The following is a 22989-nucleotide window of genomic DNA, read 5'->3' as shown; positions in this document are numbered from 1 at the left end:
ATATCACCACCTGCTGATAAAAAATCCGCAATCAAAACAGATTCATAACGGCTCTGGTTGCAGCGCAGCAACGAAAGCGGATTGACATTTTTTCACAAGAAGTGAGTAATTGCTCATGAGCAAGGCAAATGCTCAATTTCTTCTGGGAGGAAGTCGATGAATTTGAGAACTTTCCTGCTGAGCACGTGCTCGGCAGTCGCTCTGGCAGGTCTGGCCCAAGCAGAAACGCTGACCATTGCGACCGTGAACAACGGCGACATGATCCGAATGCAGAAGCTGGCGGATGAATTCACGTCCAAGAATCCGGACATTACGCTCGAGTGGGTGACACTCGAGGAAAACGTGCTGCGCCAGCGCGTGACGACGGATATCGCCACCAAGGGTGGCCAGTACGACATCATGACCATCGGCACCTACGAAGTGCCGATCTGGGCCAAGCAGGGCTGGCTTATGCCGCTCGACAATCTCGGCGCCGACTACGACGTCGACGACCTGCTGCCGGCGATCCGCTCGGGCCTGACCATAGACGACAAGCTCTATGCCGCACCGTTCTACGGCGAAAGCTCGATGGTGATGTACCGCAAGGACCTGTTCGAAAAGGCCGGGCTGACCATGCCCGACGCGCCGACCTGGGACTTCATCGCCGACGCGGCGCGCAAGATCACCGACAAGGGCAACGAAGTCTACGGCATCTGCCTGCGCGGCAAGGCGGGCTGGGGCGAGAACATGGCCTTCCTGACCGCAACCGCGAACGCCTTCGGCGCCCGCTGGTTCGACGAGAACTGGAAGCCGCAGTTCGACCAGCCGGAATGGAAGAACGCGCTCGACTTCTACGTCAAGCTGATGAATGACGCCGGACCGCCCGGTGCATCCTCGAACGGCTTCAACGAAAACCTGTCGCTGTTCCAGACCGGCAAATGCGGCATGTGGATCGACGCGACGGTTGCGGCCTCGTTCGTGACCAACCCGAAGGAATCGACGGTTGCCGACAAGGTGGGCTTCGCGCTTGCACCTGACACTGGCCTCGGCAAACGCGGAAACTGGCTCTGGGCCTGGAATCTTGCCATCCCCGCCGGTTCGCAGAAGGTGGCGGCGGCCGAGAAGTTCATCGCTTGGGCAACCGGCAAGGACTATCTGAAGCTCGTTGCCGACAAGGAAGGCTGGGCCAACGTTCCTCCGGGCACGCGCACATCGCTCTACGCCAACCCTGAGTACCAGAAGGCAGCGCCCTTCGCGAAGATGACGCTCGACTCGATCAATGCAGCCGACCCCAAGAACCCGGCCGTCAAGCCGGTGCCCTATGTCGGCGTGCAGTTCGTGGCGATCCCTGAATTCCAGGGGCTCGGCACAGCAGTCGGGCAGCAGTTCGCGGCGGCTCTTGCCGGTCAGATGACCGTCGACCAGGCGCTTGCCAGCGCCCAGCAACTGACCGAGCGTGAGATGACCAAGGCCGGCTACATCAAATAAGGCTCCCAAGGGCCCGGGGTGCCGGCCGCAAATGGTTGGCGCCCCGGTAATTCCTGGAGGCAGCCAAGGGGCCCGCGCGGGTAAACGCGCTGGCCCGACCCGATCTCGAAACAGCGTTGAATTCCGTCATTTGGGGGGACGCCATGGCGACCTTGCACACCCGCTCCGCCGCGCGTTTGATGATCGCGCCCTCGGTGCTTCTGCTTCTGGCCTGGATGATCGTTCCGCTGGCCATGACAATCTACTTCTCGTTCCTGCGCTACAATCTCTTGATGCCGGGAATGGAGGAGTTCGCGGGCTTTTCGAACTACAGCTACTTCCTCACCGATCCCGCCTTCTTCCAGGCGATCTTCAACACGCTCGCCATCGTGCTGGGCGTGCTCTTCATCACCGTCGTCGGCGGCATTGCGCTGGCGCTTCTTCTCGATCAGCCGATGTTCGGTCAGGGGATCGTGCGCATCCTGGTGATCGCGCCGTTCCTGATCATGCCGACCGTCGCCGCGCTGGTGTGGAAGAACATGTTCATGAACCCGGTCAACGGGCTGTTCGCCTGGCTGGCCAAGCTCTTCGGACTGCAGCCCTTCGACTTTCTCGCCAATGCACCCCTGATGTCGGTGATCCTCATCGTCGCCTGGCAATGGCTGCCCTTTGCGACGCTGATCCTTTTGACGGCGCTGCAGTCGCTCGATGAAGAGCAGAAGGAAGCAGCCCAGATGGACGGCGCCAGCGCCTGGAGCCGCTTCATCTATCTCGTGCTGCCACATCTTTCTCGTGCGATCACCGTGGTGATCCTGATCCAGACGATCTTCCTGCTCTCGGTCTTTGCGGAAATCCTGGTGACGACCAATGGCGGTCCGGGCACGCAGAGCACGAACCTCACCTTCCTCGTCTATGCGCAGGCCCTGCTGCAGTTCGACGTGGGCGGCGCATCCGCCGGCGGCATCATCGCCGTCATGCTCGCCAACATCGTCGCATTCTTCCTGATGCGCATGATCGGCAAGACGCTGGAGGCTTGATACCGATGGCACGCACTGTCTCCACCCAAAGAAAGATCGTCGTCACGGTCGTCGCCTGGACGATCGGCATCCTGATCTTCTTCCCGATCCTGTGGACGTTCCTGACGAGCTTCAAGACCGAGGCAGAGGCGATCGCCTCGCCGCCGTCCCTGTTCTTCTTCGACTGGACGACGGAGAACTATCATGAGGTCCAGAGCCGATCGAACTACTTCCTGCACTTCATGAACTCGGTCGTCATCTCCTTCGGCTCGACGCTGATCGGCCTGATCATCGCCATCCCGTCTGCCTGGGCGATGGCGTTCTCGCCGACCAAGCGCACCAAGGACGTGCTGATGTGGATGCTCTCCACCAAGATGATGCCGTCGGTCGGTGTGCTCGTGCCGATGTACCTGTTGTTCCGCAACACCGGCCTGCTCGATACCCGCACCGGCCTCGTCATCGTGCTGACGCTGATCAACCTGCCGATCATCATCTGGATGCTCTACACCTACTTCAAGGAAATCCCCGGCGAGATCCTCGAGGCGGCACGCATGGACGGAGCATCGCTGTCCAAGGAGATCATCTATGTGCTGACGCCGATGGCGATCCCGGGCATCGCCTCGACGCTGCTCCTCAACATCATCCTTGCCTGGAACGAGGCGTTCTGGACGCTGAACCTCAGCGCCGCGAAGGCGGCGCCGCTCACGGCCTTCATCGCCTCCTATTCGAGCCCCGAAGGCCTGTTCTACGCCAAGCTCTCGGCGGCCTCGACCATGGCGATTGCCCCCATCCTCATACTCGGCTGGTTCTCGCAGAAACAGCTCGTGCGCGGCCTCACCTTCGGCGCGGTCAAATAAGGGATACGACAATGGGAAACATTACACTCAGAAACGTCTCGAAGGTCTTCGGCGCCCATGCCGTCATCCCGTCGATCGACCTCAATATTGACGATGGCGAGTTCGTCGTCTTCGTCGGCCCGTCGGGCTGCGGAAAATCGACGCTGCTCAGGCTCATCGCCGGGCTAGAGGATGTCAGCGATGGTGAGATCGTCATCGACGGCAAGAACGCCACCGAGCTGCCGCCAGCGCAACGTGGACTTTCGATGGTGTTCCAGTCCTATGCGCTCTATCCGCATATGAGTGTGCGCTCGAACATAGGCTTCCCGTTGAAGATGGCGAACGAGGACAAGGCTGTCATCGACAAGAAGGTGGCCGACGCAGCGCGTGTGCTCAACCTGACCGACTATCTCGACCGCAAGCCTCGCCAGCTTTCCGGCGGCCAGCGCCAGCGTGTCGCCATCGGCCGCGCGATCGTGCGCCAGCCGAAAGCTTTTTTGTTCGACGAGCCTTTGTCGAACCTCGACGCAGCACTGCGCGTCAACATGCGGCTCGAAATCAGCCAGTTGCACCAGGATCTGAAGACGACCATGGTCTACGTCACCCACGATCAGGTGGAAGCCATGACCATGGCCGACAAGATCGTGGTTCTCAACCGGGGGCGCATCGAGCAGGTCGGCTCGCCGCTCGACCTCTATCACAAGCCGGACAATCTCTTCGTGGCGGGCTTCATCGGGTCGCCGCGGATGAACTTCGTTTCCGGTGCGCCGGCTACCGCCTACCAGGCGCACACTATGGGCATCCGGCCCGAGCATCTGGTGCTTTCAACGGAAAACGGCACCTGGGCCGGCACGGTCGGCGTTGCCGAGCACCTGGGCTCGGACACCTTCCTGCACGTCAACGTCGACAATATCGGAACGATGACCGCGCGTGTCAGCGGCGATTTCGCCGTCGCCCACGGGGACCGGGTGTTCCTGACGCCCGACGCCCAGCGCGTCCACAGGTTCGACGACAAGGGACTGGCAGTTCGATGAAACGTCTTCACGGGAAAAGCGCGCTGATCACCGGATCCGCGCGGGGTATCGGTCGTGCCTTCGCCGAAGCCTATGTGCGAGAAGGCGCCACAGTGGCGATTGCCGACATCAATCTGGCGCGGGCGCGTGAGACCGCATCGGAAATCGGCCCGAGCGCCTATGCCGTCGAGATGGATGTGACGCAGCAGAACTCCATCGACGCGGCGATCGCATCGGTTGTCACCGAGGCCGGTGGTCTCGATATCCTCGTCAACAACGCCGCGCTCTTCGATCTCGCGCCGATCGTCGAGATCACGCGTGAAAGCTATGACCGGCTGTTTTCGATCAATGTTTCGGGGACGCTGTTCACGATGCAGGCGGCTGCCAAACAGATGATCGCCCAGGGCAGGGGCGGCAAGATCATCAATATGGCGAGCCAGGCAGGCCGGCGCGGCGAGGCGCTGGTCGCCGTCTATTGCGCCACCAAGGCAGCGGTCATCAGCCTGACCCAGTCGGCGGGGCTGAACCTGATCAAGCACGGCATCAACGTCAACGCCATTGCGCCCGGCGTCGTCGATGGCGAGCACTGGGACGGCGTCGACGCACTGTTTGCCAAATACGAGAACCGCCCGCGCGGCGAGAAGAAGAGGCTCGCGGGAGCGGAAGTCCCCTATGGGCGCATGGGAACGGCCGAGGATCTCACGGGCATGGCGATCTTCCTCGCTTCTGCCGAGAGCGATTACGTCGTTTCGCAGACCTACAACGTCGATGGCGGCAACTGGATGAGCTGAGGCCCGTCTCCGGACGATGCCTCGATAAGGAAACGAGACCATGACGACCAAACTTTCTCTTGCCGCGCTCGACGCAGTGAAGGCCAAGGCCGGCGTGCCGAGCTACGATCGCGCCGATCTGAAAGCCGGTATCGTGCATTTCGGTGTCGGCAATTTTCACCGTGCCCATCAGGCCGTCTATCTCGACGATCTCTTCAATGCCGGGCACGACCATGACTGGGCGATCGTCGGTGCCGGGGTCCTTCCCTCCGATGAACAAATGCGGGCAAAGCTCGCGGCGCAGGATTTCCTGACGACGGTGGTCGAGCAGGACAACAACCGCACCGGCGCGCATGTGACTGGCGCGATGATCGACTATCTCAGGCCCGGCGACGTCGCTGGCATCGTCGCCAGGCTTGCAGACCCGGCGATCCGCATTGTTTCGCTGACGATCACCGAGGGCGGCTATTTCATCGATCCAGCCTCCGGCGTTTTTAATCCGACCCACCCGGCCATCGTTGACGATGCGCAAAATCCCGCCGCGCCGAAGACGGTCTTCGGTTTGATCGTTGCCGGTCTGAAGGCACGCCGCGACGGACAAATTCCGCCGTTCACGGTGATGTCATGCGACAACATTCCGGGCAATGGCGAGGTGACCCACGCTGCGGTTTCAGGCCTTGCCCGGCTGTTCGATCCTGATTTCGCCGACTGGATCGACGCCAATATCGCCTTTCCGAACGGCATGGTGGACCGCATAACGCCGGCCACGGGCGCACGCGAAATCGGCATCGTCGCAACCGATTACGAGATCGAGGATGGCTGGCCGGTGTTTTGCGAAGAGTTCAAGCAATGGGTGCTGGAGGATCATTTTCCGCAGGGACGCCCGGCGCTCGAAAAGGTCGGCGTGCAGTTCGTGCCCGATGTTGCGCCCTATGAGCACATGAAGATCCGCATCCTCAACGGCGGCCACGCGGCAATCGCCTATCCCGCAGCCCTGCTCGACATTCATTTCGTCCACGAGGCGATGGAGGAGCCGCTGATCCGTGATTTTCTCGCCAAGCTTGAGCATGACGAGATCATTCCGGTCATTCCGCCGGTGCCGAACACCGATCTCGGCGATTATTACAAGCTGATCGAGATGCGCTTTTCCAACCCGAAGATCGGCGACACGATCCCGCGGCTTGCACAGGACGGCTCCAACCGGCAGCCGAAATTCATCCTGCCCTCGACGGCCGACCGGCTGGCGCGGGGCGAAGACGTCGTCGGCCTGGCGCTGGTGTCAGCGCTCTGGTGCCGCTACTTCGACGGCACGACCGATAGCGGCAAGCAGATTGTCTTCAACGACCAGAACGCCGAACGGCTTCAGGCGGCAGCCCGTGCCGCAAGGCAGGATCCGACGGCTTTTCTGGCGCTGTCGGACATTTTCGGCGAGGTCGCCCAATCCGATCTCTTCCGCAAGCGCTTCACCCACGCATTGAAAACCCTCTGGGAAAAAGGTACGCGCGCTACGCTCCAGCTTTATCTGGACGGCAAGCTTACTGCATAATTCCTTAGAACGGGGCCCGATTTAAGGATGAAATTACGCAGCAATTCAAAGAGTTACAGCGACGTTGGCGCGTCTTAAAAGATGCGCGGCGCTGTAAGGGGTAGGGTGTTATGGCCGACGGCGCGTCCAGGTTGGTGATCTTCGATTGCGACGGCGTGCTGGTTGACAGCGAGCCGATCTCGCTCGAAGTCCTGGTCGACGTGCTGGCGGCGGCAGGCGTGTCGATGACCACGGAGGAGGCGACCGAACGGTTTCTCGGGCGCAGCCTGAAAAGCATGTCTGCCATACTTCACGACGAATATGGCCTGGCGACAGACGACGCCTTTCTCGAAGAAATGCGCACGCGGCTCTATCAGCGTTTCCGTACGGAGTTGCAGCCGATCGCCGGTATTCGCCGGGCGGTCGAAGACCTTGGCGTCGCCTGTTGCGTCGCCTCGTCCAGCCAGCCGGAACGCATCCGGCTGTCGCTGACCGTCACCGGTCTGATCGATCTTTTCGAGCCGAACATCTTCTCTGCAACGATGGTCAAACATGGCAAACCGGCGCCCGACCTGTTTCTGCTGGCGAGCCGGGAGATGGGCTATGCACCCAAGGATTGTATCGTCGTCGAAGACAGTCCGGCCGGCATCGAAGCCGCGCACGCCGCTGGCATGCGGGCCTTTGCCTTCGCCGGTGGCGGACATGCGCGCAGCGACCGTCATCGACAGACACTCGCCAAGCTCGACCCCGACGTGCTGTTTGACGACATGGGCGAATTGTTACAGTTTGTCCGCCAATAGTGCATAATTCCTCAAGTCGAAATCGATTTGATGGGAAAATTATGCGGCAGTTTCAAGATGTTGCAGCGTGCTGTAACGGGGACGGGGATCTCCATTGATGCGTGAATTCGTCGTTGCGGTCGATGTCGGTACCGGCAGTGCCCGTGCCGGAATTTTCGACCGGAATGGCAGGCTTCTGGCGCGTGCCGACCTGCCGATCGCCATGAACCGGCCGGAAGAAAATCATGCCGAACACGATTCGGAAGATATCTGGAGAGCTGTCTGCGGCTCGGTGAAAGCTGCCAGAGACAAGGCCGGCATCGCGCCGGAGAGCATTGCCGCCATCGGTTTCGATGCAACGTGTTCGCTCGTGGTGCGCGACCGGAGCGGCGCGCCGCTTTCCGTCAACCGAAAGGGCGAGGCGCGCTGGGACACAATCGTCTGGCTCGATCATCGGGCGCTGACGGAGGCCGATTTCTGTACCGCCACCGGACACCCGGTCCTCGATTTCTCCGGCCGCGTCATGTCGCCGGAGATGGAAATGCCGAAGCTGATGTGGCTGAAGCGGAATCTGCCTAGCCAATGGGAGAAGGCAGGCTTTTTCTTCGATCTCGCCGACTATCTCTCCTGGCGGGCGACCGGCAGTGCGGCGCGCTCGCGCTGCACCTTGACGGCGAAATGGAACTATCTCGCCCATGAACAGCGCGGTTGGCAGGCGGACTATCTCGCGCGGATCGGCCTCGAGGATCTGCTTGCGCGGGGCGGATTGCCGGAGGAAACGCAGCCGGTCGGAAGCTCGGTCGGGGGCTTGTCGGTGGAGGCTGCCGCCGAGCTCGGTCTTGATATCGGCTGCCAGGTGGCACCGGGTCTGATCGACGCCTATGCCGGGGCGCTCGGCGTGCTCGGCGGTTTTGCCGGCGAGCCGGAAAAGCTCGAGCGGCAACTGGCGCTGATCGCGGGCACCTCGAGCTGCATCGTTGCCTTCTCCAAGGATATGAAGCCCGGCTTCGGCATGTGGGGACCCTATTTCGAAGCGGTGCTGCCCGGCGCCTGGCTGATCGAAGGCGGCCAGTCGGCGACCGGCGCCCTGCTCGATCACATCGTGCGCATTCATGGCGGCGGCCTGGAGCCAACGACCGAGACCCACGGCCGGATCATCGCGCGCGTCCAGGAACTGCGCGTCCTGCACGGAACGCAGTTTGCCGAACGGCTGCATGTACTGCCGGATTTCCACGGCAACCGCTCACCGCTTGCCGATCCACACGGGCTCGGCGTCATCAGCGGCCTGCCGTTCGATTCGTCGTTCGATGCGCTGTGCCGGCTCTATTGGCGCACCTGCGTGGCGATCGCGCTCGGCATCCGCCATATCCTCGAGATGATGCGTGAGGTCGGCTACGAACTCGACACACTTCACGTCACCGGCGGCCACGTGCGCAATGCGCTTCTGATGGAGCTTTATTGCGACGTCACGGGTTGCCGGGTCGTAGCACCCGATGCGCCTGACGCCGTTCTTCTCGGAACGGCGATGGCGGCAGCCGTTGCCGGTCAGGTTCACGTCGATCTCGCCGTGGCCGGTGCGGCGATGGCGTCCGGCGGGCGCGAGCGGCGGCCGAACGACGCCATGCGTGACATCTACGATCGCGACTACCGCCGCTTCCTTGCGCTCTACCGCCATCGCGACGAACTGGACGCGCTGCAATAAAAAAATGATCGGCAAACGCGCAACTCCGGGAACCTTTGTTTGCGTCACGCATTTTATTTTCAGACCGGACGGTGGCGCGCATCGCCCCCAATGTGGCGCCGGAGGTAATCCGCCGGTTTACAACTCACACTCCCCCGGTGAGTTGAACAATGTCAGCCAGTGCCTTCCCTCGGCACTGGCTGTTTTGTTTCCAGCGCTTGCCATCAACGGGCATGCCAATCAGGACACCAGCGACGAAAGGCAAGGGCGGGCGACAGCAACAAGTGGACAAACAAAAGCCGGCGACCGAGGCCGCCGGCGATAGATGCTGTGTCGATGATCAGGCTGCGGCCTTCGTCGATTCGTTGAAGAACAGCGCCTGGCTGATCAGCGCCTTCACCATGTCAGGATTGAAAGGCTTCGTGACCAGGAAGGTCGGCTCAGGGCGTTCGCCGGTCAGCAGCCTCTCAGGGAAGGCGGTGATGAAGATCACCGGGATGGCGCTGGCCTTCAGGATATCGTTGACCGCATCGATACCGGAGCTGCCGTCGGCGAGCTGGATATCGGCAAGCACCATGCTCGGACGGGTCTTCTTATAGAGCGCGATTGCTTCGTCGCGGGTGCGGGCAATGCCGGTCACTCGGTGGCCAAGGCTCTCGACCATGTTTTCGATATCGATGGCGATCAGAGGCTCGTCCTCGATGATCATGATATCGGTTGCGACCTGTCGCGAGATTTCCTGCGAAGCGCGGTCGAGAAGGGAACCGATCTTGTCGTCGGTGACGGCAAGGATTTCGCTTGCTTCCTCGGGCCGGAAACCTTCGACCGAGACGAGAAGGAAAGCCTGGCGGGCAAGCGGCGAAACGTTTGCCAGATTGACCGAGGCGCGCTGCTCCCAGGCAAAGGGCGAAACCGGCTCGGGAACCAGCACCGACGAGGAGCCGAAGAGCGACGTGTAGAGGCGGAACAGCGCGACCCGGTCATTGCTGGCCTCCGGGAAAATGGAGGTATCGGCAATCAGGGCTTCGAGTACCGCGGCCACATAGGCGTCGCCTGATGTCTGCGACCCGGTCAATGCGCGCGAGTAGCGGCGCAGATAGGGCAGCAGCGGCGCGATCCGTGTGGACAATGTCATGGAGTACTCCCTCGAGAATATAATCTTGCAGTGATGCTCCAAAACGTTTCACGCAAAAAAAAGTTCCGGGAGGGAACATTTCATTTTTCAGACGCGTTAAGGCGGTAATGAACACCACAAGGCGACAGATTGACAATGAAGTATAAAACAGGGGCGGGGCGCACTTCCGGTACGACCTCATGGTCCGAAGACCCAAACACGCAGATCGCGGCCAAGTTAAAGGCGCTCTATCAGTCCGTTCAGGAAGAAGCGATACCTTCGCGCTTTCTCGATCTTCTGGAAAAACTCGACGCAGCCGAGCGGCAGTCGGTTCTGCAGGGAAGGGAGTGAGCGCCAGAATGTCGTCTGAAAAGAATGAGTTCAAGCGAGAGATGCTCGCCGCCCTGCCGAGCCTTCGCGCCTTTGCCATGTCTCTCATAGGTCGTCATGACCGGGCCGACGATCTTGTTCAGGACACGATCATGAAAGCCTGGGCCAAGCAGGACCACTTCCAGATGGGCACGAACATGAAGGCCTGGCTGTTCACGATCCTGCGCAACGAGCTCTACAGCCAGATGCGCAAGCGCGGACGCGAGGTGCAGGACAGCGACGGCCATTTCACCGAATCGCTTGCCCATCATCCGGAACAATATGGTTCGCTCGACCTGCAGGATTTCCGCCGGGCCCTCGAGACGCTGCCCCCGGACCAGCGCGAGGCGATCATCCTCGTCGGCGCGTCGGGTTTTTCCTATGAGGAAGCGGCGACGATCTGCGGCTGCGCCCTGGGCACGATCAAGAGCCGGGTGAACCGCGCCCGCCAGCGCCTTCAGGATATCCTCAAGGTGCAGGGCGAAAACGACTACGGTCCGGACGAAACGTCCGCTCCCATTACCTCACGGGCATTCGTTTCCTGATCCGACAGCTCTTTTTGGCCGCCAGAGCGTTGCAAATCGAGAGCAGCCCTGCTTTCACTGGCGGCCTGAACGCCTCCGCAGAAGAGCGCCGTGTGTCAATGGCAATCGGCGCCGGCTGACGGGTGCGGCAGTTTGGAGTTGAGGCCGGATGCGCGAAAAAAGAGAAGAAAAGACCGCCCCGCCGGAGACATCGCTGCTCGACGCGCCCGAGCGGTTGAGCGTGCTGCATGCGACGGTGCCGGACATGGCGGTACCCGATGCGGATTTCGACGGCATTGCCGAGATCGCTGTCCGCCTCTTCGATGCGCCGATCGCGCTCGTCAGCCTGCTTGACCGCGAGTGGCAATGGTTCAAGGCGGCGGTCGGTACCACGGAGACGCGGGCGTCATCGGAGGATTCGTTCTGCGTGCACGCGGCAGCCGATGCGGGAGGCAACGGCCTAGTTGTACTCGACGCCTCAGTCGATCTGCGTTTTCGCAATCGGCCGCTGGTCGCCGGCGCGCCATTCCTGCGCTTTTACGCCGGCGCGCCGATCGTTCTCGATGGCCAGCCGGTCGGCACGGTCTGCGTGCTCGACGTTGCCGCGCGCAGCGAGGTCGCACCGCATCTGATGGAGCAGCTGCGCCGGCTTGCCGATCTTGCCGCCTCGCTTCTCAAGCTCAAGGACGAGGCGCGACGGCGCGCCATCAAGGAGGCAGCGCTCTCCCGCGAGGAACAGCGCCACGCGATGGCGCTTGAGGCGGCCAATATCGGCAGCTGGCTCTGGAACGTTCGCTCCGGCGTGATCGTCGGCAACAGCGCCTTTATGCGCATGTTCGGCTTGCCGGCCGATCGGTCGTTCGGCGCCAGGGAAGTGTTCGGCGCCATCCATGCCGATGACCGCGGCGCAACCTTCGCCAAGCTTCGCCAGGCGATGAAGGCGGACGAGGAATATGACGGGATGTTCCGGGTCGGAAACACCGGCCGTTGGCTGCTCGGCCGCGGGCGGGTGCACGATCGGGATGCCAAGGGAAATCCGCTGACCTTCATCGGTGTCACCATCGATGTCACCGACCAGCAGGCATCGGTGCAGCGAACGCGGCTGTTGCTCAAGGAACTCAACCACCGGGTCAAGAATACCCTGGCGATGCTGCAGTCGCTCGCCCGCCAGACCCTGCGCCAGACCAGCGACCCGGCCGAATTCATGACCGCCTTTGCCGGACGACTGCAAGCGATCTCCGAGGCGCATGGACTTCTCTCGGACCATGAGTGGGGCACGATCCGGCTTGCGGACCTGATCTCCAAGCAATTGATGCCGCATGTCAGCGTCTATGCGGACCAGATCGAACTGCACAAGGACGAGGTGCTGCTCGGCCCCGACCAGGCCGTCGGCCTGGGGCTCGTGCTGCATGAACTTGCGACCAATGCGGTGAAATACGGCTCCCTTTCGGTGCCGACCGGCAAGGTGGTGCTGACGGCGCGCAACGTCGTCGAAGAAGGCGAAGCGGTATTGCACCTGACCTGGACGGAGGTCGGCGGACCGCCCGTGCGCGAACCGAAACGTCGAGGCTTTGGCTCCATCCTGATAGAGCGCAGCCTCGACAAGGTTCTCGGCAGTTCGGTGAAGGTCGAATATATGGCGGCCGGCGTGACCGCGCTGATCCGCTTGCCGCTTTAGGTTTCCCGTCGCGGCCTGCGCTTCCTGCCGGTGCCGAGCAAGGCGCCGATGGCAAGGGCCGTGCCCACGGCGAGCAGCGGCTGTTTGCGCAGGATGCTTGCTGCGGCCAGCATCGTCAGATTGGTTTGCATCATCGACCGACGGCGGCGCTCTTCGGCGAGCCGCCTATCCCGTCCTTGCAGGGCAATCATCACGATGATCAGGATCAAGGCCGTCAGGATGAGGGCTGCGGCTATCGACGCGGCGGCGACCACAGGCGAATAGGCGGCGCTGAGATAAAGCGCGATGGCGATCAGTGCGAAGATGTAGGCGGTGACAAGCAGCACGGCGACGACGGCGCACAAGGCGGCGTTGCGCTTGAAACGTGATGCGGTGGCGCCGATGTCGGCAGCCAGCAAGGCGGACAGAGCGGCCCCGAGTGGTCCCATGCGCATTTACTCCTGGTAACACGTCAAAACGGGTGGGATGCGTCTGGCGATCCCACCCCGTTCCAAGATCTGCATCGAACCTAGCGCCGCAGCAGTGCGGCGGCGATCAGACCGATGAGGGCTGCCGTGCCAAGCGTTGCGAACGGGTGCTCGCGTACCGCATGGCGAAGCTGCTTTTCCGTGCCGGCATAGCGGTCGCGCAGATCGCCGAGCAGTTCCTCGCCGCTTGCGAGCAAATCCTGAAGGCCGGCTTCCGCGTGCTCGCGGGCATCGTGCGCCTTGCTACGCGCCTGTTTCGAAGCGTCGGCACCGCGATCGGCAAGCAGGGCAACGAGCGCCGCCATGTCGCTACGCAGTTCGCTGAGCTGGTCTTCGATGGAAATGTCAGCGAGCGCGCCGTTGCGCTTGCTCGACCGTGAACTTGAACCTGAGAAGAGGCCTGAAGCCATGATTGGTCTCCCTTTCGCTGCAACGCCGGCCAAGGACGACCGGCGTGATCCGTTGGCACCGACATGGCAAGCGCATTGCCACGACCGGTACTTCGGGGAGAACAACGCACGAGTGCGCAAATTGTTTCGATAAATCTTGAAGTTGGCGCGATTTGCCGGCTAGAGCGTCGCCGTCTGCGGCAACACGAAGGGCACGTCGGCTGCCGGCATGGCGCTGACCTGCATGCGGCAGCCGAACACCACCTCCATCGTCTCGTCGGTCAACACCTCTCGCGGCGCGCCGCCTGCGCGGATCTTCCCGGCCTTCATCATGATCATCCGGTCGGCGAACATCGCCGTCAGGTTGAGATCGTGCATGACGGCGATGACGCCACCGCCGCGCTCGCAGAACCGGCGCGCCAGTTGCATGATGGTCAACTGGTGGCGGATATCGAGGCTCGAGACCGGTTCGTCGAGCAGCAGATAGCGCGGTTCGCCATCGCCGACCGGGTTGGAAATCTGGCAGAGGACGCGCGCCAGCTGCACGCGCTGCTGTTCGCCGCCCGAAAGCTCCTGATAGAAGCGCCCGGCAAAGCCGCCGAGATCGACGGCCTCGAGCGCTTCGGCGGCAATGCGGTCATTGGCCCTGGCATCTGATGTCGCGCCTGCGGTCAGGCCGAGCCGCACCACTTCGCGGACCGTGAAGGGAAACGAGATCACCGTCGATTGTGGAAGCACCCCGCGTTTCAGCGCGAGCTCCCAGGGTTTCAGGCCCTTGAGATTGCGGCCATTGATGCTGACTGATCCGCTTTCCGGCGGCAACTCGCCGGAGATCGCCTTCAACGTCGTTGTCTTGCCGCAGCCGTTCGGCCCGACGATCGCGGTCAGCGCGCCCGGCTCTGCCTCAAGCGAGATGCCGTGGATGACCTGGCGGCCGCCAAGCCGGACGGAGAGGTTGGATACCTTGATCATGGTTTCGGCTCACAGTCCCATGGTCGTGCGACCGCGCAGCAGGATCCAGAGGAAGAACGGCGCGCCTATGAAGGCGGTGACGATACCGATCGGCAACTCTGCAGGCGAGGCAATGGTGCGGGCGATCATGTCGGCCAGGATCAGCAATGTTCCGCCGAGAAGCGCCGATGCCGGCACGAGATAGCGGTGATCCGGGCCGATGACGAGGCGCAGCAGATGCGGTACGACGATGCCGACGAAGCCGATGCCACCGCTGACGGCAACGGACGCACCGGTTGCTGCGGCGACGCTGACGATGGCAATGTTCTTCATGCGCTGCACCGGAATGCCCATGTGGAACGCGGCTGCTTCGCCGAGCGTGATGGCGTTGAGGCCGCGCGCCAGAAAGGGCGTGACCGCGAGCGACAACAGGATGATCGGCGCGGCCGCGGCGATCTTCGTCCAGCTGGCGCCGGCAAGCGAGCCGAGACCCCAGAAAGTGACGTCGCGCAGTTGCTTGTCGTCGGCGATGAAGATCAGCACGCCGGTGAAGGCGCCGGTGAGCGCGCCAAGCGCAATGCCGGCGAGAAGCAGGGTGGCAATCGAGGTTTGGCCGCCGCGGGTGGCGATCCGGTAGAGCAGAAGCGTGGTGACAAGGCCGCCGATGAAGGCTGCGACCGGGAGCGCATAAAAACCGAACAGCGCAAACAGCGGGCCGAACACGGCCGAGCCGAGCACGATCAGCAGAACGGCGCCGAGGCTTGCACCGGAGGAGACGCCGACAAGGCCGGGATCGGCCAGCGGGTTGCGGAATAGCCCCTGCATGACAACGCCGGAGACAGCAAGCGATGCGCCGACGAGCATTCCGAGCACCGCTCGTGGCAACCTGATGTCGAGAATGATGATGCGGTCGCGAACGCTCAGGACCTGATCCGCATCGCTCGCGCCGAGCAGCCAGCGCACGACGTTGGACAGCGAAGCGTCGGCGGCACCGGTCATGATCGAGCCGATGAAGGTGGCTGCCGCGAAGATGACGAGTAGAACAATGACGACGCGGGCCAGCCGCGCACGATTGCCCGACCGCCATTCGGCCCGGATATCGGCGGCGAGGGCGGTCACGCGCCTGCCGAGGTCCAAAGCCTCACTGCGAGGCATTGGCCTTCTTTCCGTAGATTGCGGCGTTGAGTTCGCGAATGGCGCTTGCGGTGCGCGGGCCGAATCCGAGCAGGTGCAGGCCGTCCATGCGGATCAGCGTCTTGGTCTTGGCGGCAGGCGTCAGGCTCAGCGAAGGCAGGGCGAAGAGTTCGTCCGCCTTGGCGCTGTGTTCACCGCCGCGGTCCATCATCAGGATGACGTCGGGCTTGGCTTCAATGATCGCCTCGTCGGTCAGGGCCTTGTAGCCCGGGAATTTTCCGGCGGCGTTGATCGCGCCGGAAAGCTCGATGATGCCGTTGGCAGCCGTGCCGGTGCCCGACGCCATGATCTTGCCGCCCTGGGTGCTGAGCACGAAAAGAACGCGCTTGCGCTCGCCTTCCGGGCGCTTGGCACCACCGGCAACCGCTGCAGCAAGGTCGGCTTCCACCGACTTTGCGAGCGCATCGGCCTTGTCGGGCACATTGAGGAAGGTGCCGACCGAGCGGATCTTTGCCGGGATGCTGTCCTTGTCGAAGGTTTCCGGCACGCTGGTGAAGGCGATGTTGGCATCCTTCAGGATGGCGAGCGCCTCCGGCGGGCCGCTGCCTTCGACGGCGACGATCGCGGTCGGATTGACCGCGATGATGCCTTCCGGGGCGAGCGCGCGCATGTAGCCGACATCAGGCAGCTTGGTTGCAGCTTCCGGATAGGTGCTGGTCGAATCGCGGCCGACCAGCCGGCCTTCCTCGCCGAGTGCGTAGATGATCTCGGTAACCGCACCGCCAACCGAAACGACGCGCGAGACGTCCGGCTGCTCAATGCTCTGTGCCATCGCCGGGCGGATGAACGACGGCGCCCCTGGCGCCACGGCGGGCAACAGGAAGGGAGCCGAAACCGCAAACGCGGCCAGAGCCAGCTCCCAGAGGCGAAGGCGGCGGAAGTCGAGACCGTTGATCATCACGCTGTCCTTAAGCTGCGACGGTGGTGTCAAGGCGTGCGAGGCCCTCGGCGATATCGCGCCACTCGGGACGCTCGGCAAAACCTTCCTTACGCTTGCCGAAGAACTGGATGATCATCTCGCCCTTGGCGTCGAGCGCCTCGATCGAGGTGACGTGACCATCGGCAGTCGGCTTGCGCACGGCCCAAAGCTCGGCGATGTGATCGGTGCGCAGGTGAAGATGGAAGGTCGGGTCCATGACGTTCAGCCACGGACCCATCGGGGCGATCTTGGCGATCGGGCCGGAATGGATCTGGATCACGCCGCGATTGCCGACGAAGCACATGATCGGCAGTTCGATCTCGGCGCTGGCACGCATCATCGTTTCGATGCTCGACGGGTCGAGACGCCAGGCGAAGTCGTCGCCGATATGCTGCAGCGCCTGGCGGCGGCCGATCTTCAGCTTGCGCAGCAGGCCGTGGAATTGATGCGTGTCGGTCATCTTGGACCAGCGGTCGCGCAGCTCGGTGACGTCGACGACGTTCTCCTGCTTGTCATCGGCAGCCGGTGCGCTGGCGTCCGCAACGAAGGTCTGCGACTGGTCGTCGAGACGGAAGTCTTCAACGATCTTGTCGTAGGCGGCGACATTTGACGCCGGGCGCAGGTGCAGCTTGTGCACCGCATTGCCCCATTTGTCGAAGAACTGCAGGCTCTTGCGGGCTTCGCCGCTGTCATCGGTCTTGGTTACGGCAAAGGCATGCGCCCAGGCGCTCGGGAAGACGCGCAGGTCGATCTGCTCGCCAAGCACGATGCTGGCCATCTCGCCGGTTGTGATCTTTTCGTAGACGCCGATCTTTTCGTGAACTGCGCTTTCGTTGCGGGTCAAAGCCATGACCTCACCCAGTTCCTCGGCGCGCAGCAGGAAGCGGTTGGCATCCGCGTCGATGCGCACGGCGGTCAAGCCACATTCGGCCGCCACGAGGGCTGCTTCCGAAACTCCGAGCTGGGCCGCGATGTCGCGCTCGCGCATTTTCGGGTTCTCAGCGCGGTAGGCACGGATTTCGGACGGGGTGGGACGGAGGCTCTCGGTCATTGTTATTTGCCTATTTGTTCAGGATCAGTTTGCCTTGGCGGGTGATCTTCATGCGGTAGATCGCCCCGTCGTGGGAAATGAGGATCTCGCTTTCGCCGCGAAAGAGGTCGCGGCTCTCGACGATCCGCTGGGCCCGCTGCGCGGAGGCTACAGGTTGTGAAAATCGCGCATAATCGGTGTCGTCGGCTGCCACGGTTCGGTCGTCTCTAGATGGCGGGAGGCGGTGTTTTTCCCGCATTTCCTGCCGTGCAATTCGTTTACTATCTTGACTTCATTACTCATATTTCTTTATGGACGCAATACCGGATCGCCACACTCAAGTTAAGATGTCCGCGCTTGTGGATAGATGGCGACGACTTCAACGCTCCCAGGGTTCGGAGCGCCGATCGTGAGTGGTATTAGAATGATGCACCTTTCCCGTATGGTTGTTCCCGTGGCATTCGCGTTTGTTCTTGCGGCAGGCGGTGCAGTCGCCCAGGAGGCGTCGTCCGCTGGCGCGCTCAACATCGAACTCAACGAGGTCACGCCGTCGCAGAAGGGCTGCAAGCTCACCTTCGTCGCCGGCAACGCCTTCGTGCAGAATTTGAGCAAGGTTTCCTTTGAGTTCGTGATCTTCGACCAGAAGGGTCTGGTCGAGCGCATGGCGGTGCTCGACTTCCGCGATCTGCCTGCTGGCAAGACCAAGGTTCGGCAGTTCGATCTTCCCGGCACGAATTGCGAAGCGGTGAAGAGCCTGCTGATCAATGACGCGCCCGCCTGCGTCGGCGATGGTGTAGAGGGCGATGCCTGCATGAAGGGCCTCAAGACCGGTTCGAAGTCGCCGGTCGAACTCAAGGGCTGAGGTTGATTTTTCGCATTGAGTACTGCGTTTGCGTCGCGGCTCGCGGCGAAGGTTAGGCCAAGATGAAGCATACCGTGAAACGGATCGGCGCAATTGCCTTCTCGCTCGTGGCGCATACCAGCGTTGCCATGTACCTTGCCTCCTCTACGCCGGAACAGCCGCAAGACCTGATCGCCGGCGGTGCCGAGGTCGAAGTTGCGATCCTCGGTGATGCCTTCGAAGAAACCTTGCAGTCCGGCGATCCGACGGAAGTCGTCGAGCCGACCGAAGACGTTCCCGACGAAGTCAAGCCCGAGGAGATTACCCCGGTCGAAGACGTCACGTCGACCACGCAGGAGATCACGGCGGAGCAACCGCATGATTTGATCGCCACGGAAGCCGATGTCATCCTGCCTGCCGAGCAGGTTCCCACCCTGCAGGTCGCCGAGGCTGTGGTTACTGCCAGCGTCGCGCCGATCGAGACGGTCGTGCCCGAGGAAAAGCCGGAGATCCAGGAGCCGAAGAAGGAGAAGGTTGAAAAGCCTGAACCCAAGAAGGATCCCGTCAGGAAAAAGAAAGTCACCCGCAAGAAAACGGGCGACAAGGGGGAACAGGCACAGAGCCAGGTCAAGGGTAAGCTGGATGGGGACGTAAACGGCAATTCTGCGGCGGCAACCGGCAAGAACCGCTCTACCGCGGTCGGCAACGCCGATATGTCGAACTACAATGGCAAAGTTCGCGCGAAGATAAACCGGCGATACAAGCTTCCATCCGAAGCGCGCCGACAGGGGCTGTCGGGCACGACGACGGTGAGTTTTACGGTGTTGGCGGACGGCGGTGTTTCCCGCGTCAGCGTTGCCGGGAGTTCAGGCTCACCCGTTCTGGACACGGCTGCTCTTGATGCCGTGCGCCGTGCGGCTCCATTTCCGGCCATTCCAGAGGGGGCCGGAAAAAGTGCAATACCGTTCACTTTGCCTATTCAGGCAAGTGTTCGCTAGGCTTCTGCCGCCGGCCACGGTGTGATCCGCGGCAGAAGCCGAAGCCCTTCAAAACTGATGGGAAAAATATGATTATAAAACTCATGTTTATACTTTACTCTGATAATCAAGTTTAATAAGTTGCCGCCGTGACGCAACCGAACGGTGTGTGTCGATCCCGGTGCGATCGGTTGCCATGAGGGCCGTCGACGCAGCAAAGAGGCGGAGAAGATTGCATGCGCGGCAAGCGTCACCATAATGCGGCCAAGAACGGCAAGGTTCGTTCCGGTTCCGAACGGGTCGAGGTCTGCGAAGAGGCCGCCAAGGCGACACTCGAAGGCCGCAGTTTCCTCTATGTCGGCGGACGCGATTGCCAGGTTGCGCATCTGCGCGAGATTGTCAGCTCCTTCGGTGCCGAGCTGCTTCACCACGATGGCGGCCTGCGCGAGGCGGTATCGCGCATCGACCGTGTCCTTCCTTCCGTCGACTGTGTTTTCTGCCCGATCGATTGCATCAGCCACGATGCGTGTCTTCGCGTGAAGACCGGCTGCAAGAAGTGGGGCAAGGCTTTCGTGCCGTTGCGCAACGGCTCGAAGTCGAGCCTTGAGCGGGCGCTGCAGGACCTGACCAACAGCCGCAACGACTTGGCATAGCCAAACATATGACGCGCGATGGAGGTGATTGACCTTCCGCGCGCATGGAGATTTTTTTCGAGATGAATGAAAACCGCCCGGACAAGTGCATGATGATCGGCCTGCACAAATTGGCAGCGCAGAATGGCGACGGGCTGGTGCCCGAACTCTACGAATTGCTGACGCGGCGTTCGCGCATGATCGAGGAAAACCCCAATGTCACCGAGTTCCCGTCTTGGGAAACGCGCCGGCCCGGCCGCGACCCTTTCGGGCTTGCGGAGCCGCAGGAGGGCACTATTCTGGCCTTCCCGAGAGCCGCGAACGACGCGGCTCGCAAGAAAGACAGCGCATAGGAGGCAGGCCATGTTCTTCGCAATGAACCGTTTTCGTATCGCCATTGGCCAGGAAGAGGCTTTCGAAGCCGTCTGGAAGAGCCGCGATTCAAGCCTTGCGGACATGCCGGGTTTTGTCTCGTTTCATCTTCTGAGGGGCGAAAACGTGCCGGACGAGGGCTATACGCTCTTCGTCTCGAACTCGACCTGGAAGGACAAGGATGCCTTTTCCGCCTGGACGAAGTCGGAGAACTTCCGGGCCGCGCACAAGAATGCCGGCGAAAACCGCTCGATGTATCTCGGCCCGCCGAAGTTCGAAGGTTTTTCCGTCGTCGAAGGCGCCTGATCTCAAGAGCTTCAAACTGGCGCGTTGAGCGTCACGGCGCCTTTCGTGGAAGGAAGGCGCCGATTGAAACGGCAAGCCAGCCGGCCATGATCGTCGTGCCGCCGAGCGGTGCCGACATCGGAAACAGGCCCTGTCCGGTCACGTGACGCATGGCAAGGTCAGCGGAAAACAGCGCCGTGCCGAAAGCGATCAGCAAGGCTGCGACCGGAGCCGTGCGGAAGCTCGGCCAGGCCGCATAAAGCGCGACGAGCGCCGGCGCGTGCGCCAGGCACATGGCCGAGATCTCGGCGAGCAGCCTGGGGTCGGTGCCATGCGAGGCGGCTGCAGCACTGACCACCCCGGCAATCCCCATCAATCCCGCGACGAAGAGCGTCGTTGCGCGCAATCCACTGGTCGGCATTGTCAGGTCATTCCTTGTTCTGCATGTGCAAGGCGAGGCGGGTGATCGGATCGAGAATGATCTGCCGCAGTTTTGGGTGAGCCACCGTTTCTTCCAGTGCGCGGGTAAAGCAGAGCAGCCATTCGTCGCGCTCCTCCGGCCCAATCTCGGCAACGAAATGCCGGCGCCGCAGCATCGGATGGCCACGCTTTTCCACATAGATCGGCGGACCGCCAAGCCAACCGGTCAGATATTCGTAGAATTTTTCCTCGCTGCCGGAAAGGTCAGGTGGATGAACCGCGCGGCAGCGTGCCGCTTCGGGCAGCGTATCCATCAGTTCATAGAAACGACGGGTCAGCGCGCGCACCGTCGGGTCGCCGCCGATCGCTTCGTAAAGTGTCGTCGTTTCCGGTTCTGCCATTGCCGCTTCCTTCGTCCCCGAAGTCCTAGCCCGCCAAGGTCTTGTGGACAACGGCTTTCCAGTCTCGCCTTTGCGGCGTTTCCGCGCGGTTCGACACATCGATCTTGACAAACCGTCCAGACGGTATCTTTATGGAAGCATGACAGAAGCCCATCGCCGCAAGAAGCAGCCCGAGCAGGTCCGCCAACAATTGCTGGAGGTCGCCGCACGCCTGTCGCACGAGCAGGGGGTGGCGGGCATCACGCTCGATGCGGTGTCGCAAGCGGCCGGCGTCAGCAAGGGCGGGCTGCTGCACCATTTCCCCAACAAGTCGGCGCTGCTCGATGGCTTGTTCGACGATCTCGTCGCGCGTTTCGATGCGGCGATCGAGGCGGCGATGGCTGGCGATCCGGAGGCGCAGGGACGCTTTACCCGCGCCTATGTCGATGTCTGCTCGAAGCTCGATCCCGACACCGACGTTCCGGGCTGGCGAATGCTGACGATCGCGCTGATTGCCGAGCCGAACCTGAAGATCCGCTGGCGCGAATGGGTCAACCGCCGGGCTCAGGAGTTTGCGGAAACCGACTCTTCACCCAACTGCGTGCTCGCCCGTTTTGCCGCCGACGGTCTCTGGCTCGCCGACCTGATGCAGAGCCATGAACTCGATGCCGCGGCGCGTGTTGCCCTGGCTGAAAATCTCAAAGCGCTTTCGACGCGATAGACCGGATGGAGACCCAGATGAACCCCGCTATGCTCTATTCCGTCCTGGTCGTTGCCATCGTCTTCGAGGTGCTTGGCACCTCGGCGATGCAGGCGGCACAGCATTTCACCCGGCTGTTGCCGACCGTGACGATGGTCGTTTGCTACGCTGTCGCCTTCTTCTTTCTGTCCTATACGCTGCGCTACATCCCGGTCGGCATCGCCTATGCGGTCTGGAGCGGTCTCGGCATCGTATGGATTTCGCTCGTCGGATACTTTGCCTTCGGCCAGAAGCTGGATCTTGCCGCCATGCTCGGGCTCGGGCTCATCATCGCCGGCGTCGTGGTCCTCAACGTCTTCTCGAAATCCACGTTCCATTGATGTCTGGCCACTGACGCCTAGAGGGCAAAAAGCTCTTGCAAAGGCGCCGGCGTGTCACTAGCCTTACAAATTGAAACCGCTTTCAATTTTAACAGCTGCGCATAAACGGGAATTTGCCGATGTCAATCAGAACAGTCGTATGGGGCGAGAATATCCATGAGCAGACCAATGAGGTGGTCAGGAGCATCTATCCGAACGGGATGCACAACACCATCGCGGCGGCGCTGAACACGGACGTTTCGATCGAGGCGACGACGGCGACGCTGCAGGAACCGGAGCATGGCCTGAGCGAGGAGCGACT

At 61.9% G+C, this 22989-nt stretch carries 28 protein-coding genes and 1 pseudogene; 19 read left to right on the top strand and 10 right to left on the bottom strand.

Annotation, left to right across the window (positions count from 1 at the left end; genetic code table 11):
* Positions 1-156: 156 nt before the first annotated feature.
* The 8 genes from ASD00_RS10895 to ASD00_RS10860 all read left to right on the top strand — a co-directional run bounded on the left by ASD00_RS10895 (position 157) and on the right by ASD00_RS10860 (position 9087).
* A complete protein-coding gene (locus ASD00_RS10895; protein ID WP_025428106.1) occupies positions 157-1467 on the top strand; it encodes a sugar ABC transporter substrate-binding protein in 1311 nt (436 codons plus the stop codon).
* Between the two features lie 143 nt (positions 1468-1610).
* Positions 1611-2483, top strand: a complete 873-nt coding sequence (locus tag ASD00_RS10890; RefSeq protein WP_057206518.1) for a sugar ABC transporter permease — start codon at positions 1611-1613, stop codon at positions 2481-2483.
* Between the two features lie 5 nt (positions 2484-2488).
* Positions 2489-3319 (top strand): carbohydrate ABC transporter permease, encoded by an 831-nt coding sequence (locus ASD00_RS10885; protein ID WP_025428104.1) that lies wholly within the window; start codon positions 2489-2491, stop codon positions 3317-3319.
* An 11-nt stretch (positions 3320-3330) separates the two neighbouring features.
* Positions 3331-4332 (top strand): ABC transporter ATP-binding protein, encoded by a 1002-nt coding sequence (locus ASD00_RS10880; RefSeq protein WP_025428103.1) that lies wholly within the window; start codon positions 3331-3333, stop codon positions 4330-4332.
* Positions 4329-5102, top strand: coding sequence for an L-iditol 2-dehydrogenase (locus ASD00_RS10875; RefSeq protein ID WP_025428102.1), 774 nt, complete (start codon positions 4329-4331; stop codon positions 5100-5102). Before ASD00_RS10880 ends, ASD00_RS10875 begins: the two co-directional genes overlap by 4 nt.
* A 40-nt stretch (positions 5103-5142) precedes the next feature.
* On the top strand, positions 5143-6627 hold the full coding sequence (locus tag ASD00_RS10870) for a mannitol dehydrogenase family protein (RefSeq protein WP_025428101.1): 1485 nt from the start codon (positions 5143-5145) through the stop codon (positions 6625-6627).
* Between the two features lie 110 nt (positions 6628-6737).
* The gene (locus ASD00_RS10865) at positions 6738-7406 is read left to right on the top strand and encodes an HAD family hydrolase (protein ID WP_025428100.1); all 669 of its coding nucleotides are present in this window, start codon (positions 6738-6740) and stop codon (positions 7404-7406) included.
* 97 nt (positions 7407-7503) lie between these two features.
* Complete coding sequence (locus ASD00_RS10860) at positions 7504-9087, top strand: FGGY-family carbohydrate kinase (RefSeq protein ID WP_057206516.1); 1584 nt, start codon at positions 7504-7506, stop codon at positions 9085-9087.
* Between the two features lie 319 nt (positions 9088-9406).
* Here the strand turns inward: ASD00_RS10860 and ASD00_RS10855 are convergent, their stop codons facing one another.
* Positions 9407-10201 (bottom strand): response regulator, encoded by a 795-nt coding sequence (locus tag ASD00_RS10855; RefSeq protein WP_025428098.1) that lies wholly within the window; start codon positions 10199-10201, stop codon positions 9407-9409.
* 135 nt (positions 10202-10336) lie between these two features.
* Between ASD00_RS10855 and ASD00_RS10850 the strand changes: the two genes are divergently transcribed.
* The 3 genes from ASD00_RS10850 to ASD00_RS10840 all read left to right on the top strand — a co-directional run bounded on the left by ASD00_RS10850 (position 10337) and on the right by ASD00_RS10840 (position 12751).
* On the top strand, positions 10337-10531 hold the full coding sequence (locus tag ASD00_RS10850) for a NepR family anti-sigma factor (RefSeq protein ID WP_025428097.1): 195 nt from the start codon (positions 10337-10339) through the stop codon (positions 10529-10531).
* A gap of 8 nt (positions 10532-10539) precedes the next feature.
* Positions 10540-11094: an RNA polymerase sigma factor gene (locus ASD00_RS10845; protein WP_025428096.1), complete on the top strand. Its 555-nt coding sequence runs from the start codon at positions 10540-10542 to the stop codon at positions 11092-11094.
* Between the two features lie 148 nt (positions 11095-11242).
* On the top strand, positions 11243-12751 hold the full coding sequence (locus ASD00_RS10840) for an HWE histidine kinase domain-containing protein (protein ID WP_025428095.1): 1509 nt from the start codon (positions 11243-11245) through the stop codon (positions 12749-12751).
* On the opposite strand, the gene ASD00_RS10835 is transcribed toward ASD00_RS10840, so the two are convergent.
* The 7 genes from ASD00_RS10835 to hemP form a co-directional block, all read right to left on the bottom strand.
* On the bottom strand, positions 12748-13179 hold the full coding sequence (locus ASD00_RS10835; RefSeq protein WP_025428094.1) for a hypothetical protein: 432 nt from the start codon (positions 13177-13179) through the stop codon (positions 12748-12750). The two genes, ASD00_RS10840 and ASD00_RS10835, sit on opposite strands and share 4 nt — an antisense overlap.
* Before the next feature lie 80 nt (positions 13180-13259).
* Positions 13260-13628: a DUF883 family protein gene (locus tag ASD00_RS10830; protein WP_025428093.1), complete on the bottom strand. Its 369-nt coding sequence runs from the start codon at positions 13626-13628 to the stop codon at positions 13260-13262.
* A gap of 159 nt (positions 13629-13787) precedes the next feature.
* On the bottom strand, positions 13788-14579 hold the full coding sequence (locus tag ASD00_RS10825; protein WP_025428092.1) for a heme ABC transporter ATP-binding protein: 792 nt from the start codon (positions 14577-14579) through the stop codon (positions 13788-13790).
* Between the two features lie 9 nt (positions 14580-14588).
* Complete coding sequence (locus ASD00_RS10820; protein WP_025428091.1) at positions 14589-15713, bottom strand: iron ABC transporter permease; 1125 nt, start codon at positions 15711-15713, stop codon at positions 14589-14591.
* Complete coding sequence (locus tag ASD00_RS10815; protein ID WP_025428090.1) at positions 15700-16650, bottom strand: hemin ABC transporter substrate-binding protein; 951 nt, start codon at positions 16648-16650, stop codon at positions 15700-15702. The genes ASD00_RS10820 and ASD00_RS10815 overlap by 14 nt, the downstream gene beginning before the upstream one ends.
* A gap of 10 nt (positions 16651-16660) precedes the next feature.
* Positions 16661-17722 (bottom strand): hemin-degrading factor, encoded by a 1062-nt coding sequence (locus ASD00_RS10810; RefSeq protein ID WP_025428089.1) that lies wholly within the window; start codon positions 17720-17722, stop codon positions 16661-16663.
* Positions 17723-17732: 10 nt separating this feature from the next.
* Entirely contained in the window at positions 17733-17915 is a 183-nt protein-coding gene (hemP, locus tag ASD00_RS42470) for a hemin uptake protein HemP (protein WP_025428088.1), read from the bottom strand.
* Positions 17916-18128: 213 nt separating this feature from the next.
* Between hemP and ASD00_RS10800 the strand changes: the two genes are divergently transcribed.
* The 5 genes from ASD00_RS10800 to ASD00_RS10780 all read left to right on the top strand — a co-directional run bounded on the left by ASD00_RS10800 (position 18129) and on the right by ASD00_RS10780 (position 20829).
* Positions 18129-18563: a hypothetical protein gene (locus ASD00_RS10800; RefSeq protein WP_107028056.1), complete on the top strand. Its 435-nt coding sequence runs from the start codon at positions 18129-18131 to the stop codon at positions 18561-18563.
* Between the two features lie 62 nt (positions 18564-18625).
* Positions 18626-19540: an energy transducer TonB gene (locus ASD00_RS10795; RefSeq protein WP_057206512.1), complete on the top strand. Its 915-nt coding sequence runs from the start codon at positions 18626-18628 to the stop codon at positions 19538-19540.
* 215 nt (positions 19541-19755) lie between these two features.
* The gene (locus ASD00_RS10790) at positions 19756-20172 is read left to right on the top strand and encodes a DUF2325 domain-containing protein (protein ID WP_057206510.1); all 417 of its coding nucleotides are present in this window, start codon (positions 19756-19758) and stop codon (positions 20170-20172) included.
* Between the two features lie 62 nt (positions 20173-20234).
* Entirely contained in the window at positions 20235-20504 is a 270-nt protein-coding gene (locus ASD00_RS10785) for a hypothetical protein (RefSeq protein WP_025428084.1), read from the top strand.
* 10 nt (positions 20505-20514) lie between these two features.
* Positions 20515-20829 carry an antibiotic biosynthesis monooxygenase gene (locus tag ASD00_RS10780; protein WP_025428083.1) on the top strand — a complete coding sequence of 105 codons (315 nt, stop codon included), beginning with the start codon at positions 20515-20517 and terminating at the stop codon, positions 20827-20829.
* Positions 20830-20860: 31 nt separating this feature from the next.
* Here ASD00_RS10780 and ASD00_RS10775 read toward each other — a convergent pair whose 3' ends face one another.
* Entirely contained in the window at positions 20861-21229 is a 369-nt protein-coding gene (locus ASD00_RS10775; protein WP_025428082.1) for a DUF423 domain-containing protein, read from the bottom strand.
* Positions 21230-21236: 7 nt separating this feature from the next.
* Positions 21237-21629: a group II truncated hemoglobin gene (locus tag ASD00_RS10770; RefSeq protein ID WP_057206508.1), complete on the bottom strand. Its 393-nt coding sequence runs from the start codon at positions 21627-21629 to the stop codon at positions 21237-21239.
* 139 nt (positions 21630-21768) lie between these two features.
* Between ASD00_RS10770 and ASD00_RS10765 the strand changes: the two genes are divergently transcribed.
* From ASD00_RS10765 to ASD00_RS10755, 3 genes and pseudogenes are all read left to right on the top strand, one after another.
* On the top strand, positions 21769-22329 hold the full coding sequence (locus tag ASD00_RS10765; RefSeq protein WP_025428081.1) for a TetR/AcrR family transcriptional regulator: 561 nt from the start codon (positions 21769-21771) through the stop codon (positions 22327-22329).
* A gap of 17 nt (positions 22330-22346) precedes the next feature.
* The gene (locus ASD00_RS10760; protein WP_057206551.1) at positions 22347-22688 is read left to right on the top strand and encodes an SMR family transporter; all 342 of its coding nucleotides are present in this window, start codon (positions 22347-22349) and stop codon (positions 22686-22688) included.
* A 119-nt stretch (positions 22689-22807) separates the two neighbouring features.
* Positions 22808-22989, top strand: a pseudogene (locus ASD00_RS10755) (trehalose utilization protein ThuA); the annotation flags it as partial.

The sequence above is a fragment of the Ensifer sp. Root31 genome (assembly GCF_001424825.1).
GTDB lineage: Bacteria > Pseudomonadota > Alphaproteobacteria > Rhizobiales > Rhizobiaceae > Ensifer > Ensifer canadensis.
This window is presented reverse-complemented; position numbering and strand designations above follow the sequence as displayed.

Coding starts and splice junctions, on each gene's coding strand:
- ASD00_RS10895 (WP_025428106.1), top strand. CDS start 157: ATGAATTTGAGAACTTTCCTGCTGAGCACGTGCTCGGCAGTCGCTCTG.
- ASD00_RS10890 (WP_057206518.1), top strand. CDS start 1,611: ATGGCGACCTTGCACACCCGCTCCGCCGCGCGTTTGATGATCGCGCCC.
- ASD00_RS10885 (WP_025428104.1), top strand. CDS start 2,489: ATGGCACGCACTGTCTCCACCCAAAGAAAGATCGTCGTCACGGTCGTC.
- ASD00_RS10880 (WP_025428103.1), top strand. CDS start 3,331: ATGGGAAACATTACACTCAGAAACGTCTCGAAGGTCTTCGGCGCCCAT.
- ASD00_RS10875 (WP_025428102.1), top strand. CDS start 4,329: ATGAAACGTCTTCACGGGAAAAGCGCGCTGATCACCGGATCCGCGCGG.
- ASD00_RS10870 (WP_025428101.1), top strand. CDS start 5,143: ATGACGACCAAACTTTCTCTTGCCGCGCTCGACGCAGTGAAGGCCAAG.
- ASD00_RS10865 (WP_025428100.1), top strand. CDS start 6,738: ATGGCCGACGGCGCGTCCAGGTTGGTGATCTTCGATTGCGACGGCGTG.
- ASD00_RS10860 (WP_057206516.1), top strand. CDS start 7,504: ATGCGTGAATTCGTCGTTGCGGTCGATGTCGGTACCGGCAGTGCCCGT.
- ASD00_RS10855 (WP_025428098.1), bottom strand. CDS start 10,201: ATGACATTGTCCACACGGATCGCGCCGCTGCTGCCCTATCTGCGCCGC.
- ASD00_RS10850 (WP_025428097.1), top strand. CDS start 10,337: ATGAAGTATAAAACAGGGGCGGGGCGCACTTCCGGTACGACCTCATGG.
- ASD00_RS10845 (WP_025428096.1), top strand. CDS start 10,540: ATGTCGTCTGAAAAGAATGAGTTCAAGCGAGAGATGCTCGCCGCCCTG.
- ASD00_RS10840 (WP_025428095.1), top strand. CDS start 11,243: ATGCGCGAAAAAAGAGAAGAAAAGACCGCCCCGCCGGAGACATCGCTG.
- ASD00_RS10835 (WP_025428094.1), bottom strand. CDS start 13,179: ATGGGACCACTCGGGGCCGCTCTGTCCGCCTTGCTGGCTGCCGACATC.
- ASD00_RS10830 (WP_025428093.1), bottom strand. CDS start 13,628: ATGGCTTCAGGCCTCTTCTCAGGTTCAAGTTCACGGTCGAGCAAGCGC.
- ASD00_RS10825 (WP_025428092.1), bottom strand. CDS start 14,579: ATGATCAAGGTATCCAACCTCTCCGTCCGGCTTGGCGGCCGCCAGGTC.
- ASD00_RS10820 (WP_025428091.1), bottom strand. CDS start 15,713: ATGCCTCGCAGTGAGGCTTTGGACCTCGGCAGGCGCGTGACCGCCCTC.
- ASD00_RS10815 (WP_025428090.1), bottom strand. CDS start 16,650: ATGATCAACGGTCTCGACTTCCGCCGCCTTCGCCTCTGGGAGCTGGCT.
- ASD00_RS10810 (WP_025428089.1), bottom strand. CDS start 17,722: ATGACCGAGAGCCTCCGTCCCACCCCGTCCGAAATCCGTGCCTACCGC.
- ASD00_RS10800 (WP_107028056.1), top strand. CDS start 18,129: ATGCACCTTTCCCGTATGGTTGTTCCCGTGGCATTCGCGTTTGTTCTT.
- ASD00_RS10795 (WP_057206512.1), top strand. CDS start 18,626: ATGAAGCATACCGTGAAACGGATCGGCGCAATTGCCTTCTCGCTCGTG.
- ASD00_RS10790 (WP_057206510.1), top strand. CDS start 19,756: ATGCGCGGCAAGCGTCACCATAATGCGGCCAAGAACGGCAAGGTTCGT.
- ASD00_RS10785 (WP_025428084.1), top strand. CDS start 20,235: ATGAATGAAAACCGCCCGGACAAGTGCATGATGATCGGCCTGCACAAA.
- ASD00_RS10780 (WP_025428083.1), top strand. CDS start 20,515: ATGTTCTTCGCAATGAACCGTTTTCGTATCGCCATTGGCCAGGAAGAG.
- ASD00_RS10775 (WP_025428082.1), bottom strand. CDS start 21,229: ATGCCGACCAGTGGATTGCGCGCAACGACGCTCTTCGTCGCGGGATTG.
- ASD00_RS10770 (WP_057206508.1), bottom strand. CDS start 21,629: ATGGCAGAACCGGAAACGACGACACTTTACGAAGCGATCGGCGGCGAC.
- ASD00_RS10765 (WP_025428081.1), top strand. CDS start 21,769: ATGACAGAAGCCCATCGCCGCAAGAAGCAGCCCGAGCAGGTCCGCCAA.
- ASD00_RS10760 (WP_057206551.1), top strand. CDS start 22,347: ATGAACCCCGCTATGCTCTATTCCGTCCTGGTCGTTGCCATCGTCTTC.